Raw genomic sequence first — 17,395 nt, forward strand, 5'->3', positions numbered from 1 at the left:
CTATGGCACAAAGGCCATACGCACATATGCCTCGCTAATATACACCCACAGAATTGTATTGATGACCAAAATAAGGGCAGTGATCCAGCGTGATTTCCCCCATAGCGCAAGCTGAATAAACAGCGGGAAAATAATCGTATATCGGCGAATAATCCCCATATACGGCCAGATCGGGTACACAATCGATAAATTCATGAGCAGCAGGAAACCACTGTAGATCGCATAGGAAGGGCGTATTCGCAGCATGGTATACAGCACCAGCACCGTACCAATTGCCATGATGCCTGTGTTTATCACAAGATAAAAATATGGTTTTGTCTGCATTTGCTCAAGCGCAAAGAATAAGTTCTCCCATGGCCAGCTAAAATATTCACCCCACACATCACGGTACGATGGCGTTACCAGCAGCGCATCGATCAGCGAAAGCGGGTTGGCAAGCGTAAACTGCACATCGCCCAGTGTCGCGCGATATACCAGAAAGGTTAGCAGGCCGAACGGCACCAGTCCAATCCCCGCCAGCGGCACGATCCACGTCCACCATCCGCTCGCGCGCAGTGTTTTGCGCTGCTGCCACAGTTCCCACAGCAGCGGCAGCATCACAATCACACCAGGCTGCTTGGTGAGCGCAGCGAACGCGCCCGCCACACCTGCCAGGATCCAGCGCCCGCGCCGCGCCGCGTAAAACGCCCCAACGATACAGAGCAGCAGCAGCGATTCGGTGTAGGGAATAAGAAATGCAAAGCCGAGCGGGCTGCCCAGCAGGAACAGCGTGGTGCGCTGAGCAACGCCCTCATCGTGATCGAGCAGCACCAGCTTGTACAGCACCACAAGCATCAGCACACAGCATACCTGCGCGATCAGCCAGGCCGCCAGAACGTAATCGCCGCCAAGCATGCGCCCTAGCCCGCCAATCAGCAACGGGTAGAGCGGATGAAAGGCAGTTCCTCCTTCGCGGAATTCATAGCCGTTTTCGGCAATGCCAATATACCAGTACACATCATAGCGCACGCTGGGCCAGATCAAAACGCGCTCGAGCCATGCGCCGAACGGCGCATTCCCTGGCCACAAGCCAATCGCGACCTCGGCCGGCGATTTGGGCAGCGCCGCCGAAATCCAGGCGCACCACGCGCTAAAAAGCACACGGTAGCCCAGATAAAGCTTGAGCGCCCACAGCCATGCCTGGTCGCGTTCACTAAGCCACACCCGCGCCTGGCCCACGAATGATTGCAATGGTGAATTTTGGGTGAGCGAGCGTCGCATCCCGTCTTCCTTTGTATACTGTTCTGCCAAATGTATAACGTTCTGCGAGCGTATTCTGGTGCTTAGCGAGCACGCTCATAGACGATATAACCGCCAAATGTCTGTATCGGCCGAAAATCGCCGCGCTGAATCACCAGATCGTACAAATGATTCTCACGAGCAAACTGACCAACGACTAAATAATCGGGATCTGCTGCTAATGGATTGTAGTCGATAAGAACATCTTCATGCAGCAAACTGCGATGATTGAGCTCAATATGCAGTTGATCGGGCGGATAATGGTATGGACGGTCGAGCAAAAAGTGCAAATCGCTTTCATATGTTTCTACCGTGCCCAGAAGTGGCGCATGTGCCAGCCACGCCGCTGTCTGCTGAGCAGAAGTATTTGTATTCGTCACATAGTAGCGATTCAGCGTGAAGAGGGTAATTGCGCACATCAGCGGCAGCACCAGCAGCGCCAGCCATGTACCCACAATTTGCCAACCCAGGCGGCCGCGCAGCAGCAACGACGCACGCTGCAGGCTTGCGCCGAGCGCAAACCCACCTGTTATATCATCGAGGAGCGCCGCTACAAACACACTGCCAAAAAACGTTGCTGGGTACAGATAGCGCGGCACGCCAACCGAAAGCACGGTGTACCACGCCAGCCAGCTTGCCGACAGGCCCAGCAACGCCAGGCGAACCAAATATTTCGCCTGCAGGGTTTCTTCCGGTTTCGCTTGCAGGGCGCGGCAGGCCGCGTAGCACAGCGCGGCAACCGTGGGCAAGGCCAGCAGCAACGTCATCCGCAAGGCCAGCAAACGATTGAACGAGGTCAGCACCAGGGCCGTGACGTCGTACAAGCCAATCAGCGGGCCGGCTGGCAGCGTGTGCCCAGCAAGCACGGCGTCTTTCAGCAGCAGCACAAGGCGCATGGCCACCAGCGCGCCGGCAGCACTGCCGCCTAAGCGCACAGCAAGCTGCCAGTTGCGCCGCCACAGCGCCACCCCCAGCGGCAGCGCCAGCGACACCAGCCAGAATGGCAGGGCCTGCGCTTTTGTCATCAGCCCCACGCCCCAGCAAAACGCCGCCAGCGCCAGCCACCAGCGCGAGCGTTGCAGGCCAAACAGCAGGCACAAATAGCCAAGGAGCAGATACGCAAACATCGGTGTTTCTGCCAACACCTGGCGTGCCATCAGCAACGGGTGCAGCTGTGGATGCATTGGGGTGAGGAAGAGCAGCGCCAGAGCAGCAATCGCAACGCGCCGATTGAATACCCGAACAGCCAGCAGATACAGCATGCTGAGTGCAAGCAGCAGGAAGACAATACCAACCAGCCGCCCCTGCCACAGCCCCACGCCAAACAGTTTGAAGCTTAGCGCAACCGGCCCTGTGACACTGATCGCCGCTTCCAGGCCCGGCGGCGCCAGCTGGCCATCCTGCACGCGCCCATAAAACCCGCGCTCAGCCCAGGTGCGCGCCACCGAGAGCGTCCACCCTTCATCCCACCACATCCCGGGGCCAGCCAGGTTCCACAGCCCTGCAGCCGCGATGGCGCCCAAACATACGCCAAGGAGGCTAAAACGCCCAAGCCCTACGTTTGCTTGCTTAGAAGGAATTGATACGTTCATAGATATCGTAGACACCAAAGCTGCGCACAAGCCGAAACCCTGGTGTTGCCGGCACAATGCCATACAACTCCCACATCCGGCTGAACGAGCCGACAACAATAACATCTGGCTTCCCCACCAGCGGATCATAGTGAACTGGTACGGTTTGTTTGAGCACCATCTGGCGATTCAGCGCGACATGCAACTGATCGGGTGGAAAATGATATGGGCGCTGCAAGAAAAAGAATAGTTCGCTTTCGTAGGTTTCGATTCGCGCGCTCGGCGGCGTGGAGCTGTTTAAAAACTCCGCAGTATCAATAGCATCTCGATTGACATCAATTGCATACGCCCGATACAACGATTGTACGCCCAGCGGCAAAGTCACCAGTAGAAGGAATAAAGCAAGTAAACTGCCCGCGCCAGCCCGGTTCAGTCGCCGTTGCTGAATATTCCTTCCCAGCTGCTGAAAGCTGGAGCGCAGCGCAAATCCCTGCGTCAGGTCGGCAAGCAGCGCCCCCACAAAAATGCTCGCCACAAAAGTAGCTGGGAACATGTAGCGCTCCCACCCAACCGACAGGCCAGCGAACCACAGCATCCAGCTTCCTGCAAAAGCCAGCACGCTGCACCGAACGACCGCCGCCGCACTGTCGAGCTGCAAATGCTCACGCCAGAGCAGGTGCCAGAGTGCATACACAAGCCCGATACACGCAATCAATCCATCGGAAAAAGTGGTTTGCAGGGCAAACATGCGCACATCAAGCGTTGGCACAAATGCAGTGACAGAAACAAGATCAGTCAGCGTTTCCGGCGGTGCTGTGCGGCCAGCCAGCAGCGCCTGCTGAAACCACGGCAGCAGCCACGCCCCCAGTAAGCTTCCGGCAATTGTGCCACCCAGTAGCCACGACGTTCGCCAGCGGCGCTGCCACAGGCAGAGAAGCAGCGGCACAAGCGCCGAAACCGCCCAGAATGGCACCGCCTGAAGTTTGGTGCGCACGCCAATCGCCCAGAACAGCGCCGTCGCAATTGCCCACCACGGCGAACGCTTCAGGCTCAGCAGCAGGCAGGCATAGCCGGCCAGCAAAAAGGCCAGCATCGGCATTTCGGCCATTACCTGCCGGCCAAGCAGCAGCGGGTTCAGCAGTGGGTGAACAGGGGTGAGGAGTGCAATGAACAGCGTGGCCCAGGCAACACGAGAATTGTAGAATTGGCAGGCCAGCCAGCACAGTAGTGCCATTGCCGCCACGGCACACATCGCGATTGGCAGACGCCCCTGCCATAGACCCACGCCAAAGGTGCGAAAGCTCAGTGCTACCAATCCAGTGGTTGGAAAAGCCGCCTCAAGGCCCGGCGGTGCCAGCTGGCCTTCGAGCAATCGCCCATAAAAGCCGCGCTCGACCCACGTTCGCGCAACCGTAAGCGTCCAGCCCTCGTCCCACCACGGGTTCGCGCCATCGAGCTTCCAGAATGCAGCGATTGCCAGCAGCAGTGCCGCAGCAAGCGGGAAGTAGCGGCGCGCGCTATTCAACCACCGCCTCCCGCTCCCTTGATCGCTTATCAAGCATCCAGACACCGCCGCTTAAGCTAATCAGCAGTGCGATCAAACGTATAATCAGCGCCACACCAAGCCCGGCACTTGGCGCAACGCCATAGCTCGATAGCACAAGCACATACACGCTTTCAACCAGGCCCATGCCATTCACCGTCACTGGGGCAAGCATCGACAGGCTGCTGATAATAACGAGCCATAGGGAAGCAGCCAGCGGCACGTCAATATGTAATGCCGCGAGCATTGCCCAGGTGGCACCCACAATACACAGGTGCGCGCCAACCGAGATGCCGTAGGCCACAGCAATGCGGCGAACCCACTCGCCCATATTCCACTGAGGGAGCTGCCACGCTGCCGTGCGCCGCGTCAGCCAGGTACGCATGTGTGGCGAACGCCAGACAAGCGCAGCGACAAGCGCAAGCAGGGCCAGGCTTGCGAGCAGCACCAGGCGCAATGACCCCTGCGCGGCCCATTCTTGCCACCGGCCATGAAACGATGCCGGCACTCCAGCCCACAACCCCGCCAGCACCACCGCGCTCACTGCAACCAGGCCAATCCCGCGGTCGGCCGCAACCGAAAACAGTGCCCGCCCAAGCGGCACATACCGGCGCAGCAAGGCCACGCGCACGCCGTCGCCACCAATACCAGTGGGCAGGAAATTATTCGCAAACAAGCCAATTGCATATAAAGGAAGCAAGTGGTTGAAACGGATGTCGGGGCGATCGAGCAGGTAGCGCCAGCGAGCAATATTGATCCAATGGCAGGCAAGCAAACTTATGAATGCCACTGCGACAAAAACGGGCTGAATGTTCCGTAGCAGCGCCCCAACGTTAACCCAGTTGGTTTGGCGCACAAGCCAGGCAATGAGGGCAAGCGTAACACCGATCTGAAGCACGCGAAAGATTCGCTGCCATAGCGACACAGGAACTGTGCTCGCTTGTTCAAGTGCGGTGCTCACGCCGGTTTCCGCGCAACAATAACATATGCATAACAGGTCAGCTCATCGCGCGAGTATTCTTTCAATACATTTCTCAGATCGGGCGTAAAAAGGTGCTCGCCTTCATGAAGAGCACAATAGTGCCGAGCAATCTCGAAATGGCGGCCAAATGCTTCAACATACTGCCCCATTCGCCATTCATTCAAAGGCACATGAAAGGGCAATCGCCGCTCGCGTAAGTGATCCCAGGGATCAATATGTTTAGGAATAGTGCGTAGTGGTATCTGGGCAAAACTCAGGTTATGCCCCCCAGAAAGCGATGTGAACAGGTGAATGCAAACCCAGACACATGCACCTGGACGCAACACCCGGTATAATTCGGCAACAACGCTTGGCACATCCAGAAAATGCTCGAATGCGGCAATAGACGTTACCAGATCGAAGCTTTCGCTCGGAAATGGCAGCAATCCGACATTTCCACATGTTAGTGTATTGTCAGACAACGCTTCTTGTGGCAGATCAAGCTTCCAGCGATAAATTTGCCGCGCCACGCTGTAAGCATAATTAATGCGCGTAGCCAGCGGCCGATTCGCCAGATCAATACCATACACCTGATGGCCAGCCGACTTCAGAATTGCTAATTGCGGCCGCAGCCGCCCATTTGCAACGTCAAGGATCTGCAGCGGGCGCTTTGCAGGAAGAAGCGGCTGTATATCACGCTCACGCAACTCCGCCAGTGAAAGTTCGTGCCTGGCCCGAAACCCGTTCAGCATTTGCCAGGCATAACGCAGGTAGTCCGTAGCATACTGGCTCATAATTCCATTCCATTAGCAGGTTTATTTACTGGCAAGCACAAAAATAACGTCACCCCGATCATGACGATTGAGCGCGAACAAAGCATACAGGGCCTGGCAAATCGTTCGTTTCATAACCCCATACGTGCCGTGGCTGGCGCTTTCAACAGCAACCATATCAAACATACTACGATATATGGGCGAAAAGAAAGGGAACCCCCATTCCACAACTTGCTCAATTTTAAAGCCAACTGAGCGCATCTTTGCAGGGAATTCCCCATAGTCGTAGCTGCGAATATGGCCAATTGATTTTTCAAAAGAGCGCATTCGGCCTTGTACTGTGGCAATAAGAGCATATTTGTTTGTTATTTTATATATATTGCGCAGCGCGGTTTCATCATCTACAATGTGTTCAATCACATCCGACGAAATAACAAAATCAAAAGACTTCTCGGGGTAATCATATTCAATATTTATCACTGCAAATTCAGCATCTAACAGACGCTTTGCCTGCTTTATAGCGTTAACCGAGACATCAAAGCCATATAAGTTTGCCTGTGGAAACTCTTGCTTCAAATAAAACAAATTCGATCCTTCGCCACAGCCAATATCAGCAACAGTACGAATTTGCTCATGGGGAATTTTGCGGAGCATGTCGCTAAAAATACGCCGGTGGTGGCGGTGTACCGGGCCATAACGCTGCATGTCACCCCATACATCGGTCCAAATTGATTCATAGTTCACTGCCGTCATTCGAGGTTTCAGCCTTTCTTTACCGCATAACTGGACTTTTGCAGATTTGCGGCAACAAGCTTCTGAGCATATGATCAGGCGAGCGTTGGTCTACCAGTTGGGAGGCACAGGTGCCAGCAATTGTCGCGATACCACAGGTGGTCGAGGAACTGCTGGTCCAGTTCGCCGACCTGTTTCCAAATGAGCCTTCACGCCGCCACTTTGCCGAATACCTGACCGGGCTGTTTGTAGCGGAGCACAAGACCGTGAGCGGTATCACGCGAGAGTTTGCCGCCCCACCCGACCAATCCACTCTCAATCGATGGTTGACTGAAGCGCCCTGGGATGTCCAGCGCATCAACGCGCACCGGCTCGAATGGCTTCAACAGGACGCTGCAACGCGCTATCGTCACGACGGCGTTATCGCGATCGATAACACTTTGATAGATCATGACGGCAAACTGATAGAGGATGTCGGCTATTTCTGGGACCATGCCGACAAACGCCACCTGATCGCCCACGATTACCTGTTTGCCAACTACGTCAACCCGAGTGGGAAGCATTATCCGCTCGATTTCCGGCGCTTCCGCAAGCGCGAGCAGTGCGACGACGAGCGCCCGTTCAAGAATCACACCGACCTCGCTAAGGAACTGATCGATTGGGTTGTCGCTGAGGACATACCGGGCGACTTCACCTTCGACAGTTACTTCACCAACGCGCCAATTATGAACACCCTCCACGCCAAAGGTCGCAGCTACATCGGTGATTTGAAAGCCAACCGAGTGATTGTAGTCAGCGGGAAGCAGACCAGCGTGACTGAGTGGGTCAAAACGCTCACGCCGCTTGTTCGCACCAAGTTTACGGTCGGCGGTCACACGCAATGGTACTTCACCAAGTCCGTTCGTCTGCCCAATGTCAACCACCCAGTGCGTATTCTGGTGTTGTGGTCAGAAGCAGAAGCTGCGACGCCACGCAAGATCCTGATCAGCAACCGAACCCAGTGGGAAGCTCATCGCATTTTGAAGGTCTACAAAAAGCGCTGGACAGGGACGGAGACCTTTCATCGGGACGGGAAGCAGCATTTGGGCATGGGCGAGTGTCAGCTCAGGGACGGGATGGGCCAGACCAGGCACATGCACCTCGTCGTCCTGGCGTACACGGCTCTGATGCGCCAATTGAAGCATGATCGTGCCTTCGAATGGGCTCACACACGCCTGATGACCATTGGCGAGTCCTGTCGCACCATCGCTCGCGAGACCTTGGGCAAAACGCTTGCTTGGGCCATCGAACAATCGCACCAAGGCATGACTCTGTCCGATATCAAGCTCCGTTTGGCTTTACCCTGAGCTTTCGCCTATTTCTGCAAAACCTTAGGCATAAGCAAGCCACGCTCGCCTGCAGCGTTTCACAAACTTCGTGAGGCTATGGCGTTGGCCGGCACTGTTTGTTCAAAAATCTCGCGGTACCGCGCCGCAATCGCATCCCACGAAAACTGTAGCGCTCGCTCGCGCGAGGCCACACCCATGCGCCGCACCAGCGCCCGGTCGCCTGCCAGGCGGCGCAGGTGGGCAGCAAGCGCGTCAACATCGGCCCAATCGAAGGTCAGGCCATTCACGTCTTCTTCCACAAGCTCTTCGGTGCCGCCAGTGCGCGTCAGCACAACCGGCAGGCCCGCTGCCATGGCTTCAAGCGCGGCAATCGCCATTCCCTCATTGTATGAAGCAAGCACAAACACATGCGCCTTTGCAAATTGTTGCGCGATCTGTTCACGCGGCACATAGCCAGCAAAATGCACCCGCTCGGCCACACCCAGGCGGCGCGCCAGCGCCTCGTTGGCCGGCTGCGCATCGCCAGTGCCTACCAGATCCAGCACCACATCCACACCGTCATCGGCCAGGCGCTTGATCGCTTCGATCAGGTGGTGCTGCCCTTTCCGCTCGATCAGGCGGGCCACGCAGGTAACGCGCAGTGGCCCACCAGCGGGGGCGGGCGAGCCAGGCTGGAAACGCGCCAGATCCACGCCGTTTGGCACATACGTCACTCTGGCGCGTGGATCGGCGGCGTGGATCATGTCGATTTCCTGGGCGCATTTTGCTACCAGCGGGGTTGCGCCACGCCAAATCTGGCGCAGCACCGGCAGCAGCAGCGGGTAGATCGCCTGGTAGCGCTGCTCGAAGCCAGGAATATCTGGCCCGCTGGCCCACACCATGTAGGGTAGCCTTGCCAGCCGGCGCAGCGCCAGCGCAACCCCACCCGCTGGCACGGCGCTCCAGGCAAAGCACAGGTCGTATGGGTGGGCGCGGTGCAATCGCAGCGCCACCGGCAGAGCTTGCGCAGCATAAAGGAGCAATTCACGATTCGTCGAGTGGTGAATATTTTTGTTCCACACCGGCACTTTGAACATGCGGATGCGCGCTGCAAATTGCTCGCTTTCCAGCCGATTTCCCAGCGCCGCAGTGATTAAGTCGATTTCGAGATCGGCGTCGTGGGCATAGCGCCGCAATAGTGCTTCGTTGGCCGTGCCCATGCCCCCACCTAACGGCGGGAACTCATTGTCGAGCATGAGAATACGCATGGATTATTGGCCACCGCTAGTGCGCCGCACGACATACAATGGCCGGCGCTTCACTTCTTCAAAAATACGGCCCACATATTCGCCAATCACGCCAATGGTGATGAGCTGCATGCCAGCCAGGAAAAAGATCGCCACCACCAGCGTTGCGAACCCGGGCGGGTTCAGGCCGACGGTGAGCTTCTTGATGGCATAAAACAGCGCCAGCACCAGCGAAACAAACGAGACTGCCAGGCCCAGCATGGTGATTACGCGCAGCGGCAGGAAAGAAAACGACACCAGTCCATCCAGCGCCAGGTAGACCAGGCGCGTGAAGGTGAATTTGGGCCGGCCGGCGTGGCGCGCATGGCGTTCGTATGCCAGACCCACCTGGTTGAGCCCCACCCAGCTGCGGATGCCGCGCACAAAGCGGTTGCGCTCGGGCATGCTCGTCAGCAGCTCGACCACGCGCCGATCCATGATGCAGAAATCGCCAGCGTCGAGCGGAATTTCGATGTTCGCAACACGTTGCAGCAGGCGGTAGAAGGCGGCGTAGGCAGCGCGCTTGAAGACATGCTCTTTGCGCTGCTCGCGGATGGCGTACACCACATCGTGGCCTTCGCGCCATTTCGCAATGAACTGTGGCAGCACTTCGGGCGGGTCTTGCAGGTCAGCATCCATCACAATGACGCCCTTGCCGCGCGCGTGGTCGAGGCCGGCGCTGATTGCGACCTGGTGGCCGAAATTGCGCGCCAGCTCAATCGCACGCACGCACGGGTCGGCGGCGGCCAGCTCGCGCAGCATGGCCAGGCTTGCGTCGCGGCTGCCATCATCAACAAAGACGATTTCGTAGCTGGCCTGAAGCGCGCCAAGCGTGTGCTTCAAGCGGCTGTACAAAAGGCTAAGGTTCGCTTCTTCATTGAACACAGGAATAACAACCGACAGTTCGGGCGCGATGGCGAGCTGTGCTGGCGCGTTGGTGCTGATAGTGCGAAACGAGCCCGCGAGCATGCCAGCCAGATGCTGGCAAAACGCCAGCGCGGCGGCCGAATCTTCCGTGGGAATAGCGAGATGCGCGGGCGGGGGTAGTACCGACGCAGGCAGTGTTGGTGCGCGGCGCTCTTCGCTTGTTACGAATTCCACCACAATGTTCACCCTTCTTTAACAAGCTGACGCTGGTAACCCCGATTGTAGTTTGTGTCCTGGGCAACGTCCATAGGACTTTTCTGCCAATTTGTGGCACTATTCTGGCAGGCTGCACAGCCGCGCAGGCGCACGCAAGCTCTTGCAGGGCAATTCATAAGGAATGTGAGTAAATGCGCAACGGCGGCACCGTTGATTGTCGGGGAAATACGTCAGCCCCCTGCTTCTGCGCCTGCCTATTGTTAGGCAAGATGGGCGAGGTTGGCATGCCGTTTTGGTAACGAAACGGTAACAGCTCTACTGTAGGCCAGCGCGCTGATATGCCTGCTCTGCTACCAGCGCCAGCCGCTCCCAGGAATATTCGTTCCAGGCGCGCCGCTGTGCGCGCAGGCCAAGATCGCGTGCAGCATCAGGGTGGCCAAGGAGCGCGAGCACCTCACGCGCCAAAGCGCCGGGATCGCCGGGTGGCACCAGCCGGCCGCACTCGCCGCCGTCCAGATATTCTTCCACCTGCCCAACACGCGCTGCTACAATCGGCAAACCCAGCGCCATCAGTTCCAGCAGCTTGGCCAGCCCGCGCGCCCGGTTGATCAGTGTGTCGTCCATTGGCACCAGCGCAACATCCGCCGAAGCCAGCAGTTCGGGCAATTGCGCGGGCTCAGTCCACCCGCGATAATCGATCGCAGCGCGCAGGCCGGCGCGCTCGGCCAGGCGCAGAAGCTCGCGTTCTTCGCCGCGCTCGCCTTTACCAACCACCAGCAGGCGCGCATCCGGCCGGCCAGCAACAATGCCCGCCAGCGCAGCCACGGCATCGCGCACAGCAAATTCCCAGAAGCGCGTGTAGAGAAGAATGGTGGGCGGCGCTGTGGCGGGGCGCGCGGCGCGCGCAGACGGCGCGTTTGCCATGCCATTGGGCAGGTAGAAGATGCGCTCAGGCAGCACCCCAAAGCCCTGCACCTGCGCTTCGAGCGTGCGGCTCACCACGGTCACGGCGGCGGCGCGGTGCGGCAGGTCGCGCTCTTGCCAGCTAAAGAGCTGTTTGGCCGCGCGCGGGTAGGGCAGCAGGTCGTTCCAGCCGCCCCAGCCTTCCCAGTCGTCGGTATCGACCACCAGCGGTGTTCGCGGCATCCAGGCGCGCAGCAGCAGCGCTGCCAGCCCGCTATAGCCTTTTGGCTTGAAGAGATGCACGGCATCCGGGCGTTCGGCGCGCGCGGCCTGGGCCAGCGCAAGCACCTGCTGCGCAACGTGCGCCGGCCCGGGCAACGATGGTAGTGCGATATGCGTGACGGGAACGCCAGAATAAACAACGCATGTGCCAGCGTCTGCGGGGTTTTGCACCGGCGGCGCGGCGATCGCCACGTTGTGGCCGCGCCGCACCAGCGCCTGCGCCAGCGGCAGCATGCGCGCCGAGAGCGTTCCTTTCGGCCGTATGCCGAACGGCGCAAGCATTGCAATCCGTAATGCCGAGCCAGCCATGCGTTCGTTCTCCCTCATCCCTATGGAATAAACACTTGCAGCTCTATAGCTGTTTGCAGTCGGCAGGATGCAGAAAGCACGCGTTTCTTGACGCTCCATGAGTACTTTGGAAAATAAATTTCCCTGTACTCAGCTTCCAGGAAGCTCAAGCCAGTTTTGCTTCAACCTGATAACCAGATGAGCTTCCTGGACGCTTGCCCATTGTATGAAATAGCGTATTTCCAGAGTAATGAGTGGTCAATTGTTCTGCAAATCGCTATAATTATCAAGAAAGCGGTGCGGAAACCAGAAAAGAATTTTCGCATTGGAATCACTAAATTCTATTCCCCATCCCACAACCCCTGCGCTGAAAGCGCACTAGCGCGCGCCAGCAGTTTGCATCACCGCCAGCCTGCCATCCGCAAACAAGGCTTGCCAGCCGTCGCGGCGCAGCGCCTGTGCCAGCGGGCCAGCCGCCGGAACGAGCGCGCAGCGCACATTGTAGCGCGCAAAAAGCTCTTCGTACGCACCCTGTTGCTCGGCCAGTGCCGCGCGAAACAGCAGATCAGCCGGGTAAGGATCTTGCCGATTGTCGACAAAGACTGGACGCTCGGGCACCTGCCAAATCAGCGGGCCGCCCGTGTCGTAGGTGTTGAACAGCGTGCCAGGGCAGCGGCGCACCACTGCTACGAGCGCATCACTCAGCGGCTGCGCTGGCATCGCCGCCCAGGCCCGGCCCACAATCAGCGCGCCGCCACACAACAGCGCGGCCAGCAAGCCACCGTTCGCCCAGCGGCGCGCGCCAGCCTGCTTCGCCAGCGGCTGCCATTCGCGAAATGGGCGACTGAGCAGCGGGGCAGCCACCACCGCAAAAAAAGCTGTGTGGCGCATCGAGCGAAAGCCGAGCCAGCCGAACAGCAGCGCCAGGGCCAGCAGCGTCCAGTCGCGCTGGCCACGCCAGCTTCGCCAGCACACCAGCACTGCCACCAGCGTCAGCGCCACTAGCCCAAAAAAAGGGTAGCTCGCCGGCCAGCGCAGGTTGGGCGGCTGCCATTCCGAAAGGTAGGTGCGCGTCGTGTCGGCAAACGAATCGAGCACATACCACCACAGCCCAAAGCCTAAAGGATTCAACGCCGTAGCCAGGCCGCTAAGCAGCGCGATCATCGCCCAACGCACACTCGCACTCGAGCGCCGCACAACGGCCCGCCAGCCGCCACGCGCATCGCCTGCGAAGGCCAACAGCGCCGCCACCAGCAGCACCACGCCGCCAAAGGCTACGCCGGCATGCAGGTTTGCCCACAGCAAAAACAGCGGCGGGTAGAGCCAGTGCAGGCGTGGCCGTACCAGAAGCAGCAGCGCCACGACCACAAGCAGCAGCGAGAACAGGTGCGGTCGCGCGCTCCAGATCACCGACTGCGCAGGCGTGGCCAGCAGCACGGCGGCTGCGCGCACGCGCCCCGACCCCTCGCTCAGCTGCACAATCCCCGCCCATGCCAGCACTACTAGCGCGGTGCAGCCGAACAAAAGCGCGGGCAGGCCGCCAATCGCGTAGAGGCCATAAAAGATCACCAGCGCCAGCCACTCGTGGTTGGGCCAGTATGCCCCCGGCACGGTCGAGCTGAAAATATCGCGGGTTGGGACGCTTCCCGTCACAAGGATCACCTGGCCGGTGCGCAGCTGCCACCACGTGTCGCTCTGCACGCCCATCAGCGCCGCGCCAAGCGCCACCACCAGCAGCGCGACCACGAGCAATGCAGCGTCGAATGAAGCGATTTTTTCAGCGGTCGCACTCCAGATTCTGCGCGCAATACTCACAACAGCCCTTTCGCCTGGCATCTTCGCAAGCGCCTACGATTGTACCAGCTTCTTCCACGGCTGAACAAATCAGCAACTGCAAAATCAGACAGGCCGAACGGCCGCGACGGCATATTTTCACCACACGAAATCGCTGCGAGTACTACCGATTCACCCCACCGAAGTCCTTCTGATGCGGTTGACTACCAACATCGCATCGTGTACAATGAACGGAGCTTTCTGGGCCGCACATTCAGCTTTTCCTTGCTGCAATAGACCCATAAGGAGCCGGGCAATGCCAGAGGACCGTGGCACCGCAACTGACCTTGAGCCGCGCTTTTACCCGAACCTGATCGGGCGCTTGTATTTGATCAGCCTTGAGGACGTGATGGGCCGCAACGGCGTCAACGCCTTGCTTAACCTGGCTGGCGCGCGCCACCTGGTCAACACCTACCCGCCCTCCAACCTCAAGCGCGAGTTTCCTTTTGCCGACCTGACCACCATCTCCAAATCGACCGAGACGATGTATGGCCCGCGCGGCGCACGCGGCATGGAGCTGCGCGCCGGTCGCTACGCTTTCAACCTCGGCCTGAAGGAGTTTGGCCCGCTGCTCGGCATGGCCGACCTGGCGCTCAAGCTCATGCCGATGACCATGAAAATGAAGATCGCGCTGAACGCGACCGCGCAGACCTTCGACCGTTTTTCGGATCAGCCGACGCGGGTGGAAGAGCGCAAGGGGCAGTTTCTCTACATCATCGAGAAGTGCCCGGTGTGCTGGGGCCGGCACAGCGACAAGCCATGCTGCCACCTGGCGCAGGGTATTCTGGAAGAAGCGCTGACGTGGGTGACTGGCGGGCATTCCTTCCACATGGAAGAGATCGAGTGCCGCGCGATGGGTGGCACCACCTGCACCTTCGCCATCGACAAAGACGCCATCGACTGAAAATGAGCGTGCGCTGCACTTCGCGAAGCTGACAAACTGCAAAGGTATCGTCGGGCGTGCGTAATGCGAATGTAATCTCATCGCCTTGAGATACAGTGACGCTATCTTGTATAGTAAAAGGGGTGAATCACCCCGGAGGAGGTCTTCAACTACTACGCCCTCCGGCCGACATCAAGGGGAACCTAGCATATGAAACGCATCGTTATCCGCGAGCGCACACCGATCCCCCCCTTCGGCGAGCCGGCCCGCGATCTCCGCATCCTGAATAAACCACTCTGGCTGCTCCAGCGCGATCTGCTGGCGCACCATTGCCGCGGCGCAGAAGAAGTGGACTCCCCGTCTGAAATTTCTAGCGATCGCGAAGAGCTACTCGTCTACCGGGACAACCTCTTCTTTAACGGCGAACTGATCGATACCTTCATTGAACAGGCCAAGGCCAGCGGCCACGCCTGCCAGATTGCCTTTGCACGCGATGACAAATCGATCACAACCCACGCCCTGCGCCTGCAAGACGGCATTACGCTTGATATCCAGCACAATGTCTACGTCGCCGACCTCTTTTACTACCCGTATGGCGTGGCGGAAGAAGCCCAGCCGCTGATCATCGACACCGAGCCCCGCGAGATGGGCTATTATCATATTCCGACCTACATGGCCCCAAATCAGGGCGACCTGATTTTCCAGGTGCCGCGCCGGGTGTTTCTGTCGATCGAAAGCTGGGTGCATGTGTTCCTGGCGAACTCGCCATTTGGCGTCTTTTCGCTGGGCCGTATCCACGAGCAGCGCGCTGAAGAAAGCTGGAAGGAAAAGCTCGCGGTGTCGTTCTCGACGCTGCTCGACCGCATTAACCCGCTTGCGCCGCGCTGGCGCAACCACTTTCTGGCAAGTTCGCGCCTGGTGAAAATCGGCAAAAACTGCTCGATCGATCCGACCGCAACCATCCACGGCCCAACGACCATCGGCGATAATTGCACGATCGGCGCGGGCGTGGTGATTACAAACAGCCTGATTGGCAAGAACGTCACGATTATGCAAGGCTCGCAGGTGATGCTCAGCGTCGTGAGCGACCGCTGCTACCTGCCGTGGAATGCCGCGCTGTTTATGACCACCCTGATGGAAAACTCGATGGTTGCGCAGCTGAGCTGTTTGCAGATGTGCGTGGTTGGCCGCAATACCTTTATTGGCGCAGGCAATATTTTCACCGATTTCGATCTGCGCAACCAGCCGCTGCACACCTACCACCTGCGCAAGGGCGCCACCCAGCCCGAGAAGGAAGAAATTGGCCTGCCCGTCATTGGCTCGGCGGTGGGGCACAATTGCAAAATCGGCAGCGGCTTTGTGGTCTACCCTGCCCGCATGATCGGCTCGAACACGACGCTGATCTACGCCGACCCCGAGGCCGTAGTGAGCCGCAATGTTCAGGCAATGCGGAATATTGATGATCTTGAAGTCGACGAGGCGGGCGAGCCATTGCGCACGGTGTATACCTGGCCGCGTGTGCTCGAACACCCCACGCCGCCGGCCAAGCCAGAATCAACCGAACCGTTTCAGATGTCGTGGCCAGAAGCAGCGCGACTGCGCCGCTAGGAGGATATTTCTGTGAGCAAAGATAAGATTCTTGTTGTCGAAGATGCACCCGACATTTCCAGCCTGCTCAAGATCTACTTTACCTCGCAGGGATACGAGGTGATGACGGCAATGCGCGGCCAGGTCGCGCTGGATATTTGCCGCAAAACACCGCCAAATCTTGCCTTGCTCGACGTCAACCTGCCCGACATGGAAGGCTATGATATTGGCCGTTCCCTGCGGCAAAGCGCGCGCACCCGCCACATCCCGATCATCTTCCTGACGGCGCGCGGCGAAAAGCAGGATCGTATTCGCGGCCTGGGCGAGGTGCAGGCAGAATATTACATCGTCAAGCCGTTCGATATCGAAGAAGTGCACACCATCGTCAAAGGCGCGCTCGACCGTGCCCGCCAGAAAAACCTGGCGCATCCCGTCACCAACCTGCCGACGGCCGAGCTCATCAACGAACAGTATCGCCAGTTGGTGGCAAGCACTGGTGGTTGGGCGCTGGCACAGGCCCATATCAATGGCTTTGAAACCTTCACCCAGGCCTATGGCGCGGTTGTTGGCGAAGATGTGCTGAAGTTCACGGCGCTGATGCTGAATGAAGTTATCAACGAGCTTGGCGGGCCAAACGACTTCATTGGCCAAATGGTAGTCGGCCCCGATTTCGTGATTACGTCATCGCCCGAGCACCTCAAGGCAATTTCAACGCGTATGTGCGAGCGTTTCGACGCCGAGATTGGTTTGCAGTACAACTATAAAGACCGACGAAATGGCTTTATTGTCGTGAATGACGATCAGGGCACGCCACGGCAGGTGCCGCTCATGTCGCTTTCAATCGGGGTGCTCACCAGCGCCGATGGCCCGTTCTACGATATTCGCGAGCTGAGCGAGACAGTTGAAGATGTGCGCCAGCACGCCCTGGCCGAAGCGCGTGAGCTTGGCCGCAAAAGCCATGTCAGTTTTGGCCGCGCAGCCGACGACTAACGCGCCTGAGCACGATACGGCCTTGTTTGCGGCAAAAGCGATGCGCCAAGAAACAGGCCGTGTTGCGGGCGGCAACTCATCCGGCTGTTAAGAAG

The 17,395-nt window shown here is 58.6% G+C and carries 14 protein-coding genes; 4 read left to right on the plus strand and 10 right to left on the minus strand.

Translation table 11 applies throughout. From position 1 onward, the window contains the following. The 6 genes from M1P90_RS12875 to M1P90_RS12900 all read right to left on the minus strand — a co-directional run bounded on the left by M1P90_RS12875 (position 1) and on the right by M1P90_RS12900 (position 6,879). On the minus strand, positions 1-1,260 hold the full coding sequence (locus M1P90_RS12875) for a glycosyltransferase family 39 protein (protein WP_483703058.1): 1,260 nt from the start codon (positions 1,258-1,260) through the stop codon (positions 1-3). A 62-nt stretch (positions 1,261-1,322) separates the two neighbouring features. Beyond that, complete coding sequence (locus tag M1P90_RS12880) at positions 1,323-2,801, minus strand: glycosyltransferase family 39 protein (protein ID WP_483703059.1); 1,479 nt, start codon at positions 2,799-2,801, stop codon at positions 1,323-1,325. 46 nt (positions 2,802-2,847) lie between these two features. After that, on the minus strand, positions 2,848-4,374 hold the full coding sequence (locus M1P90_RS12885; protein ID WP_483703060.1) for an ArnT family glycosyltransferase: 1,527 nt from the start codon (positions 4,372-4,374) through the stop codon (positions 2,848-2,850). Next, positions 4,367-5,353 carry a lysylphosphatidylglycerol synthase transmembrane domain-containing protein gene (locus tag M1P90_RS12890; RefSeq protein WP_483703061.1) on the minus strand — a complete coding sequence of 329 codons (987 nt, stop codon included), beginning with the start codon at positions 5,351-5,353 and terminating at the stop codon, positions 4,367-4,369. Before M1P90_RS12890 ends, M1P90_RS12885 begins: the two co-directional genes overlap by 8 nt. Then, positions 5,350-6,147 (minus strand): class I SAM-dependent methyltransferase, encoded by a 798-nt coding sequence (locus tag M1P90_RS12895; protein WP_483703062.1) that lies wholly within the window; start codon positions 6,145-6,147, stop codon positions 5,350-5,352. Before M1P90_RS12895 ends, M1P90_RS12890 begins: the two co-directional genes overlap by 4 nt. Positions 6,148-6,168: 21 nt before the next feature. Then, positions 6,169-6,879: a class I SAM-dependent methyltransferase gene (locus M1P90_RS12900; protein WP_483703063.1), complete on the minus strand. Its 711-nt coding sequence runs from the start codon at positions 6,877-6,879 to the stop codon at positions 6,169-6,171. Positions 6,880-6,989: 110 nt separating this feature from the next. Between M1P90_RS12900 and M1P90_RS12905 the strand changes: the two genes are divergently transcribed. Next, entirely contained in the window at positions 6,990-8,204 is a 1,215-nt protein-coding gene (locus tag M1P90_RS12905) for an IS701 family transposase (protein ID WP_483696970.1), read from the plus strand. Between the two features lie 59 nt (positions 8,205-8,263). On the opposite strand, the gene M1P90_RS12910 is transcribed toward M1P90_RS12905, so the two are convergent. The 4 genes from M1P90_RS12910 to M1P90_RS12925 form a co-directional block, all read right to left on the minus strand. After that, positions 8,264-9,421: a glycosyltransferase gene (locus tag M1P90_RS12910; RefSeq protein ID WP_483703064.1), complete on the minus strand. Its 1,158-nt coding sequence runs from the start codon at positions 9,419-9,421 to the stop codon at positions 8,264-8,266. Positions 9,422-9,436: 15 nt separating this feature from the next. Then, positions 9,437-10,552, minus strand: coding sequence for a glycosyltransferase family 2 protein (locus tag M1P90_RS12915; protein ID WP_483703065.1), 1,116 nt, complete (start codon positions 10,550-10,552; stop codon positions 9,437-9,439). A 297-nt stretch (positions 10,553-10,849) separates the two neighbouring features. Continuing rightward, positions 10,850-12,028, minus strand: coding sequence for a glycosyltransferase family 4 protein (locus tag M1P90_RS12920; RefSeq protein ID WP_483703066.1), 1,179 nt, complete (start codon positions 12,026-12,028; stop codon positions 10,850-10,852). Between the two features lie 357 nt (positions 12,029-12,385). Then, positions 12,386-13,822 (minus strand): hypothetical protein, encoded by a 1,437-nt coding sequence (locus M1P90_RS12925; RefSeq protein WP_483703067.1) that lies wholly within the window; start codon positions 13,820-13,822, stop codon positions 12,386-12,388. Positions 13,823-14,096: 274 nt separating this feature from the next. On the opposite strand from M1P90_RS12925, the gene M1P90_RS12930 reads away from it, so the two are divergent. The 3 genes from M1P90_RS12930 (at position 14,097) to M1P90_RS12940 (ending at position 17,300) form a co-directional block, all read left to right on the plus strand. Beyond that, the gene (locus M1P90_RS12930) at positions 14,097-14,744 is read left to right on the plus strand and encodes a V4R domain-containing protein (RefSeq protein ID WP_483703068.1); all 648 of its coding nucleotides are present in this window, start codon (positions 14,097-14,099) and stop codon (positions 14,742-14,744) included. Between the two features lie 189 nt (positions 14,745-14,933). Beyond that, positions 14,934-16,331 carry a DapH/DapD/GlmU-related protein gene (locus M1P90_RS12935; protein ID WP_483703069.1) on the plus strand — a complete coding sequence of 466 codons (1,398 nt, stop codon included), beginning with the start codon at positions 14,934-14,936 and terminating at the stop codon, positions 16,329-16,331. A 12-nt stretch (positions 16,332-16,343) separates the two neighbouring features. Further along, positions 16,344-17,300, plus strand: coding sequence for a response regulator (locus M1P90_RS12940; RefSeq protein WP_483703070.1), 957 nt, complete (start codon positions 16,344-16,346; stop codon positions 17,298-17,300). The last annotated feature ends 95 nt before the right edge of the window (positions 17,301-17,395 follow it).

Source organism: Kouleothrix sp. 19917 (assembly GCF_057073505.1).

Excerpts from the sequence above, each read along its gene's own strand:
- M1P90_RS12900 (WP_483703063.1), bottom strand. The coding sequence starts at position 6,879 with ATGACGGCAGTGAACTATGAATCAATTTGGACCGATGTATGGGGTGAC.
- M1P90_RS12930 (WP_483703068.1), top strand. The coding sequence starts at position 14,097 with ATGCCAGAGGACCGTGGCACCGCAACTGACCTTGAGCCGCGCTTTTAC.
- M1P90_RS12895 (WP_483703062.1), bottom strand. The coding sequence starts at position 6,147 with ATGAGCCAGTATGCTACGGACTACCTGCGTTATGCCTGGCAAATGCTG.
- M1P90_RS12920 (WP_483703066.1), bottom strand. The coding sequence starts at position 12,028 with ATGGCTGGCTCGGCATTACGGATTGCAATGCTTGCGCCGTTCGGCATA.
- M1P90_RS12875 (WP_483703058.1), bottom strand. The coding sequence starts at position 1,260 with ATGCGACGCTCGCTCACCCAAAATTCACCATTGCAATCATTCGTGGGC.
- M1P90_RS12935 (WP_483703069.1), top strand. The coding sequence starts at position 14,934 with ATGAAACGCATCGTTATCCGCGAGCGCACACCGATCCCCCCCTTCGGC.
- M1P90_RS12910 (WP_483703064.1), bottom strand. The coding sequence starts at position 9,421 with ATGCTCGACAATGAGTTCCCGCCGTTAGGTGGGGGCATGGGCACGGCC.